General features: G+C 71.9%; 7 protein-coding genes. 6 read left to right on the top strand and 1 reads right to left on the bottom strand.

The annotated features are described in order from the left end of the window. The first annotated feature begins 215 nt into the window (after positions 1-215). On the top strand, positions 216-2,171 hold the full coding sequence (locus ACZ4LX_RS29995) for an APC family permease (protein WP_467649898.1): 1,956 nt from the start codon (positions 216-218) through the stop codon (positions 2,169-2,171). Between the two features lie 72 nt (positions 2,172-2,243). On the opposite strand, the gene ACZ4LX_RS30000 is transcribed toward ACZ4LX_RS29995, so the two are convergent. Then, positions 2,244-2,594 (bottom strand): winged helix-turn-helix transcriptional regulator, encoded by a 351-nt coding sequence (locus tag ACZ4LX_RS30000; protein WP_467649958.1) that lies wholly within the window; start codon positions 2,592-2,594, stop codon positions 2,244-2,246. A gap of 271 nt (positions 2,595-2,865) precedes the next feature. On the opposite strand from ACZ4LX_RS30000, the gene ACZ4LX_RS30005 reads away from it, so the two are divergent. The 5 genes from ACZ4LX_RS30005 to ACZ4LX_RS30025 all read left to right on the top strand — a co-directional run bounded on the left by ACZ4LX_RS30005 (position 2,866) and on the right by ACZ4LX_RS30025 (position 7,695). After that, positions 2,866-3,726 carry an SDR family oxidoreductase gene (locus ACZ4LX_RS30005; protein ID WP_467649897.1) on the top strand — a complete coding sequence of 287 codons (861 nt, stop codon included), beginning with the start codon at positions 2,866-2,868 and terminating at the stop codon, positions 3,724-3,726. 229 nt (positions 3,727-3,955) lie between these two features. After that, complete coding sequence (gene rarD, locus ACZ4LX_RS30010; protein WP_467649896.1) at positions 3,956-4,933, top strand: EamA family transporter RarD; 978 nt, start codon at positions 3,956-3,958, stop codon at positions 4,931-4,933. A gap of 62 nt (positions 4,934-4,995) precedes the next feature. Then, positions 4,996-6,546, top strand: coding sequence for an FAD-dependent monooxygenase (locus tag ACZ4LX_RS30015; RefSeq protein ID WP_467649895.1), 1,551 nt, complete (start codon positions 4,996-4,998; stop codon positions 6,544-6,546). 139 nt (positions 6,547-6,685) lie between these two features. Continuing rightward, on the top strand, positions 6,686-7,411 hold the full coding sequence (locus ACZ4LX_RS30020; protein WP_467649894.1) for a dienelactone hydrolase family protein: 726 nt from the start codon (positions 6,686-6,688) through the stop codon (positions 7,409-7,411). Positions 7,412-7,455: 44 nt separating this feature from the next. Beyond that, positions 7,456-7,695 carry a winged helix-turn-helix domain-containing protein gene (locus tag ACZ4LX_RS30025; protein WP_467649893.1) on the top strand — a complete coding sequence of 80 codons (240 nt, stop codon included), beginning with the start codon at positions 7,456-7,458 and terminating at the stop codon, positions 7,693-7,695. Positions 7,696-7,869 lie beyond the last annotated feature (174 nt).

Here is a 7,869-nt window from a genome sequence, read left to right on the forward strand (position 1 = left end):
CCGGTCTGCCCGCTGCCGGTCCTGCGCGGCAGCGGGCAGGACCTGTGGCCCGGCCGGATCAGCCCGTCCGGCCTGTTCCACCGATCGGCGCGGCCCCCGGGATCCCTCACCACATCCCCCACCGGGGGCCGCGCCACGTGGCCGAACGGGCTGACTTTCGCCGGTCCCGGCGCTGGCACACCGGCGCCAGCCCGGCCGCCGCGCACGATGGGGCCATGACCCTGGACCGCCCGGCCTACCTCGTCAAGAGACGGCTGCTGGGCAAGCCGCTGACCACCGAGCACATCAGCGACGAGAAGCTCAGCAACCGGACGGCGCTCGGGGTGCTCGCGTCCGACTGCATCAGCTCGTCCGCGTACGGCTCCGAGGAGATGCTCCGGGTCCTCGTCCCCGTCGTCGGCGCCGCCGCGTTCACCCTGCTCATGCCGGTCACGTTCGCGATCCTGCTGGTCCTGCTGCTGCTGACGCTCTGTTACAGCGATGTGGTGACGATCTACACCCGGGCCGGGGGGTCGTACGTCGTGGCCCGCGAGAACTTCGGGCCGAACGTCGCGCAGATCGCCGCCGTGGCGCTGCTCGTCGACTACATCGTGACCGTCGCCGTGCAGGTCTCCGCCGGTACGAACGCCCTCATCTCGCTCGCCCATCTGGCCGGCGGCGGCTTCACCGGGCTGGACCACCTCCAGCTCCCGGTCTCCGTCGCCGTGATCGTGATCCTCGCGTACGGGAATCTGCGCGGGGTCCGTGAGGCGGGCCGGATCTTCGCGCTGCCCGCCTATCTGTTCATGGCCGCCATCGGCCTGGTCCTCCTCGTCTCGGCGCTGCGCGGGCTCACCGGCGGCCTCCCGCACGCCGATCCGAACGCCGCCGGTGTCGTGCCGCTCGGCACCCCGGGCGACGGCTGGCTCTACGGCGCCTCGCTCTTCATCGTGCTGCGCGCGTTCGCCAACGGCGGTTCGTCCCTCACCGGGCTCGAAGCGATCTCCAACGGAATCTCCACCTTCCGCGAACCCCAGGGCCGCAACGCCCGCCGGACCCTCCTCGCCATGAGCGCGATCCTCGGTGTCCTGGTGCTCGGGGTCTCCACGCTGGCGCACTTCACCCACGCCGTCCCGTACACCGACGGCACCCCGACCGTCATCGCGCAGGAGGCCCATCTGGCCTTCGGGACCGGCGCCCTGGGCACGGCCGGGCTGGTCTTCGTACAGCTGGCGACCGCGCTGATCCTCTACACCGGGGCGAACACCCCGTTCACCGGCTTCCCGTACCTGGCGAGCTTCGTCGCCGAGGACCGGTTCCTGCCTCGCGTACTGACCCGGCGCGGGCACCGTCTCGCGTTCTCCAACGGAATCATCGCGCTGACCGTCGTCTCTCTGGCGCTGCTGCTGGCGACCGGTGCGAGCGTGGACAAGCTGGTGGCGCTGTACGCGATCGGCGTGTTCACCGCCTTCACGATGGCGGGGTCCGGGCTGGCCGTCTACCACCTGCGGCGCCGCGAGCCGTACCGCAGGGTGAAGGTGGTGCTCAACGGACTCGCCGCGTTCACCTCGGCCGCCGTCGTGCTGATCTTCGCGGTCACCAAGTTCACGGAGGGGGCCTGGCTGGTCGTGGTGGTGTTCCCGCTCGGGGTGTGGGCGCTGACGCGGATCAACCGCGAGTACCGCCGCGAGGCCGCCGTGCTCCAGGGCATCCAGTCCCCCGGCGCGGACCGGGTCGCCTTCCGCCGCCATCTGGTCCTGGTCCTGGTCGAGGCGCTCGACCTGGCGACGCTGAAGGCCCTGCGGTACGCCCATGAGCTGCGCCCCGACGAGATCAGGGCAGTGCACTTCGCGATCGACGAGGCGTACGCCAGGCGGCTGGCCGCCCGCTGGGAGAGGACGGCCGCCACCTCCGTGGCGCTGGAGCAGGTGGCGTGCCCCGACCGCCGGCTGCGGCATGCGATGAAGGAGCTGGCGTACCGGACCACGGAGGACGGGGAGACCTGGGTGACGGTCCTGGTGCCCCGGCGTACGTACAGCAACCCGCTCGGCAAGATGCTGCACCGGGGCACGGGCGAGAAGATGGCGAAGTCGCTGGCGCAACTGCCGCACGTGGTGGTGACGGTCCTGCCGTTCGACGTGTCGCGGGAGCTGCGCGCGGTGGAGGAGCGGCGCCGGAATCAGCGGGCCTGACCACCGGGCGCGCGGACCGCGCCGGGCCCGGCCACCGGGCGCGCGGACCACGCCATCGCGCCGCCGCCCTGCTCAGGCGGAGGGCCGGCCCTCCTGGCGCGCGTCGTATGCCGCACGCGCCGCGTCCACCGCGTCCAGGCTCCGCTCCGACCAGCGCGCCAGCTCCCACACCTGCCCGGCGGCCTCCCGGCCCAGCGCGGTGAGCGTGTAGTCCACCCTCGGCGGGATCACCGGCTTGGCGTCCCGCTCCACGAAGCCGTCGCGCTCCAGGGTCCGGAGCGTCTGCGTCAGCATCTTCTCGCTGACGCCGCCGACCTCGCGGCGCAGTTCGCTGAAGCGGTACGAGCGCTCCAGCAGGGCGGCGAGCACGAGTACGCCCCAGCGGCTGGTGACGTGTTCGAGGACCAGCCGGGAGGGGCACATCGGCTGCCGCACATCGGGCCCCGCCGCAAGCCATTCACCGAGCCGCACATCGGACCGCACGTCGTTCCGTACCTCGGGCTGTCGCTCCGTACTGCTTACGCTCATGCCAGTACCTTACTTCAAAGTGGGTACTTTCGTTTGGTTAGCACCTCCCTTACGGTGAGTACCAGAACACGCGAACACGAACATGAGCATCCAGAAGCTTCCAAAAGACTCGAAGACTCCTAAAGCTTCGAAAGCCTTGAAAGCTTTGAAAGAGGAGAAATACCCCATGAGCATCGTCGTCACCGGAGCCACCGGAGAGCTCGGCCGCCTCGTCGTCGAGCAGTTGCTGACCACCGTCCCCGCCGACGGGATCGCCGCCGTCGTCCGCGACAAGGAGAAGGCCGCGGGCCTCGCCGCCCGTGGCATCGAGCTCCGGATCGCCGACTACGGCCGTCCCGAGACACTGACCGGTGCCTTCCGGGCCGGCGACCGGGTGCTGCTCATCTCCGGCAGTGAGGTCGGCAGCCGCGTCCCGCAGCACACCGCGGTCATCGAGGCGGCGAAGGCGGCGGGCGTGGCCCAGCTCGCGTACACCGGCGTCCTCGGCGGGCCCGACGCGGACTTCCGGCTGGCGGACGAGCACAAGGTGACCGAGCAGCTGATCCTGGACTCCGGCCTGCCGTACACGTTCCTGCGCAACGGCTGGTACACGGAGAACTACACCGCCAACCTGGCCCCGGTCCTGGCCCACGGCGCCGTCGTGGCCAACGCGGGTGAGGGCAGGATCGCCTCGGCCACCCGCGCCGACTACGCCGCCGCCGCGGCGGCCGTCCTGACCGGCGAGGGGCACCTGGGCAAGGCGTACGAACTCAGCGGAGACGTCGCCTGGTCGCTCGCGGAGTACGCCGCCGAGATCGCCAGGGCCTCCGGCAAGGAGATCACCTACAAGAACGTCCCGGCCGCCACGCACCAGGAGATCCTGGTCGGCGCCGGCGTACCCGAGTTCTTCGCGGCGATCCTCACCGACGTGGACGAGGCGATCGGCCGGGGCCGGCTGGCCCACACCGGCGGCGACCTGGCCCGGCTGATCGGCCGCCCGACGACACCGCTCGCCGAGACCGTGGCCGCCGCAGTCGCGGCCCGGTAGACGCCAGGCCGGGACCGTCACCGCACGGCAGTCCCGGCCCGGCAGACGCCCGGCCGAGACCGTCACCGCAACGGCCGCCGCCCAGCGGACGCCCGGCCGCACAGCGCTCCCCCGGGTCCGGATCCCGGCGTCATGACCGTCTGGCGATACGGCTATGACACCGGGGCTCACCGGCGCTACCTTCGTCAGGCCGACGCGGCCGTCGGCCGACACCTGCCAGGAGGGGCCCGTGAAGGGAACGAACGAAGAGCGGGCCGGACTCCTGTCCGGCATCGCGGCCTACGGCCTGTGGGGCGTCGTCCCGCTCTTCTGGCCCCTGCTGAAGCCGTCCGGCGCGGTCGAGATCCTCGCCCACCGCATGGTCTGGTCCCTGGGCGTCGTCGGCATCGCCCTGCTCGTCCTGCGCCGCTGGTCCTGGATGGGCGAGCTGCTCCGGCAGCCGAAGAAGCTGGGGCTGATCAGCGTCGCCGCGGCCGTGATCACCGTCAACTGGGGCCTGTACATCTGGTCCGTGAACAACGGACACGTCGTCGAGGCATCGCTCGGCTACTTCATCAATCCGCTGGTCACCATCGCCATGGGCGTCCTGCTCCTCGGCGAACGGCTGCGCCCCGCCCAGTGGGTGGCGGTCGGCACCGGCGTCGCCGCGGTGCTCGTGCTGGCGATCGGCTACGGGCAGCCGCCGTGGATCTCGCTGGTGCTGGCCTTCTCGTTCGCGACGTACGGACTGGTGAAGAAGAAGGTCAACATGGGCGGCCTGGAATCGCTCACCGCCGAGACCGCCGTGCTGTTCGTGCCCGCGCTCGGCTATCTGGTGTGGCTTGCCACGCAGGGCGATTCGACGTTCACCTCCGAGGGCGCCGGCCACGCCGCGCTGCTCGCGGCGACCGGCCTGGTGACCGCCGTCCCGCTGATCCTGTTCGGTGCGGCGGCGATCCGTGTGCCGCTCTCCACCCTCGGGCTGTTGCAGTACCTCGCACCGGTCTTCCAGTTCGTTCTCGGCATCGTCTACTTCCACGAGGCGATGCCCCCGGAGCGGTGGGCCGGCTTCGGGCTGGTCTGGCTCGCTCTCACCCTGCTGACCTGGGACGCGCTGCGGACCTCGCGGCGCACAAGACTGCGGGCGCAGGCCGCGCGACTGGCCGCGGCACAGCAGGTCACCCCGGCGCCGGCCGAGGCCGTCACCCCTCCTCAAACAATTACTTAGTTGCGTTTTTAACTCGGTTGCGTTTCTCTTGATGTCCGCGGACACGCAACCGAGGAGTACCCATGCCCACATCCCCGACCACCGTGCTGATCGTCGGCTCCGGGCCGACCGGACTGACCCTGGCCATCGATCTGGCCCGGCGCGCCGTCAATGTGACGATCATCGACAAGACCCCTCGGTTCCCTCGCAGCTCCCGGGCCAAGGGTCCCAACTCTCGCTCGCTGGAGGTCCTTGAGGACCTGGGCGTCGTCGACGAGGTGCTGGCCGCCGGGGCCGCGCCGCTGCCGATGCGCAAGTACCGGGGCGGGGTGGCGATCGCCGACGCCGATCCCTTCGCGGACGTCCACCCGACACCGGACTCCCCGTACGCCCGGCCCCGGACGGTCGCCCAGTGGCAGCTGGAGGAGGTCCTGCGGGACCGGCTCGCGACGTACGGCGTACGGGTCGGACTCGGCCGGGAACTCGTCGGGCTGGCACAGGACGGCACCTCCGTGACCGCCACGCTCGCCGACGGCGGGCAGATCGAGGCGCGGTACGTCGTCGGCTGCGACGGCGCGCACAGCGCGGTACGCAAACTGCTGGGCGTCCCGTTCGAGGGGAAGACCGACGAGACGCAGACGATGGTCTGCGGCGATGTCGAGGTGCAGGGGCTGGACCGGGGCTTCTGGCACCAGTGGTTCGACGAGGACGGCGCCGTGATGCTCTGCCCGATCCCCGGCACCCGGTCGGGCTGGTGGTTCCAGGCCGCCCCCGAGACCGGCCCCGACGGCGCTCCCGTACCCCCGTCGCTGGAGAGCTTCCAACGGCTGTTCGCCCGGCACACCGGACTGCCGGGCGACCGGCTGTCGCAGGCCGAGCTGCTCTCCACGTACCGCGTCAACGAACGCATGGCGGACCGCTACCGGGTGGGCCGGGTGTTCCTGGCGGGCGACGCCGCACATGTGCATGCCATCGCCGGAGGGCTGGGCATGAACACCGGCATCCAGGACGCGTACAACCTCGGCTGGAAGCTCGCCCGCGCAGCCTCCGGGCAGGCCGCTCCGGCCCTGCTCGACACGTACGAGGAGGAACGGCTGCCCGTCGCGGCCGACGTCCTGAAGCTCAGCGCGGAGCGGCTGCGGGCCACGATGGAGGCGATCAGGAAGCCGGGCGGCGGCCTGGACTCGGCGAACACACCGCGGACCCGCAACCCGGGGGACGGCTACCCCTGGAGCTCGCTGGCCCGCCTCGGCGCCACGCCCCGGCTGCGCGCGGGCGACCGCGCCCCGGACGCTCCCTGCCGCGACCTGACCACCGGCACCCCCCGCCGCCTGTTCGAGGCCTTCGCCGGACCGCACTTCACCCTGCTCGGCTTCGGCGCGGGCACGGCACCCGCGCTGCGGGAGGCGTCGGCCGCGCACGAGGGCGAACTGCGGGCGTACGGAGTGGACGCGGGCGGCACGCACGGCCTGGCCGACGACGAGGGCCACGCCCGCTCGGCATACGGCATCGGGCCCGGCGAGGACGTCCTGGTCCTGGTCCGCCCGGACAACCACATCGGGCTGATCACCCCCGCCGCGGACGCGCGGTCGGTCACGGAGTACCTGAGCCCCGCGGCACCGGCGCGGGGCTGAGGGCTCGCACCTGCGTGTCCGGGGTGCCGGACGAACGGACCGGGCTCAGCGGTGACCGCGGCCGGCGGGACACCCGCTCGGTTCCGCCGGCGGTGAACCCCGGCCCGGCCACGCCCGGCGATCACTACCGTCCGGTCCCATGACGACGACTACCACGCGCACGGTCGAGTACCCGGCCGACGGTCTGACGATGACCGGGCACCTCGCGCTCCCGGCCGGGACCGGCCGCGGGCCCGCGGTGCTGCTCGGGCCGGAGGGCACAGGGCTCAGCGACATCGAGCGACGCCGGGCCGACGCCCTCGCCGAACTGGGTTACGTGGCACTTGCCTTCGACATCCATGGGGGACGCTATCTGGACGACCCCGAGGAGATGCTGGCCCGTTGCATGCCGCTGCTCGCCGACCCGGAACGGATGCGGGGCATCGGCCACGCCGCGCTCGACGTGCTGCGCGCAGAACCCCGGACCGACCCCGACCGGATCGCCGCCGTGGGCTACGGCACCGGAGGCGCGATCGCGCTGGAACTCGGGCGCGACGGCGTCGGCCTGCGCGCGATCGCGACCGTCAACGGGCTGATCACCGGCAGGCCGGACGAGGCGGCGCGCATCCGGTGCCCGGTGTGGGCCGGGGTCGGGTCGGAAGACCCGATCATGCCGCCCGCGCAACGGGACGCGTTCACGGCCGAGATGCAGGCCGCGGGCGTCGACTGGCGCCTCACGGTCTACGGCGGGGCCCTGCACGCCTTTCACCACCCGTCGGTCGGCCACACCGTGCGCCCCGGCGTCGGATACCACCCGCGGCATGCCCGGCGCGCCTGGCACGACGTCGTCGGCCTGCTCGCGGAGTGCCTGCCCCTGACGGAGTGACCGGGCCGGTCCCCATGAGCCCGAGCATTGATTACGAAGCCCCGATGCCGCCGTATCAGCAGATCGCGGCGGAGATCATCCGGGACATCGAGTCGGGCACGCTCGCCGTTGACCGCCCGATCCCCTCGGAGTCCTCATTGATTCAGCGATGGGGCGTGGCTCGGGACACCGCCCGCCGCGCGGTGCGGCACTTGCGGGAACTCGGGTACGTCTACACCGTGCCGCAGCCAGGCACCTACGTACGCGACCGGAGCGGCGAGGACGAGTGCCAGGACGCGCAGTAGCCCCGCCCGTGCGCCACGGGGGCAGCACGCGGACGGGGCCGGTATGGGTGTGCGGTCGGTCAGTGAGCCTTTTTCAACGTGGCTGTGGCGGTGAGGTGTTGGAGGTTGCCGGCTGTACGGAACGACGAAGCTCCTGGTAGACGGGTTCTCGACCAAGATCACCCGTGTCCGCCA

Source organism: Streptomyces sp. NPDC026062, assembly GCF_055568375.1.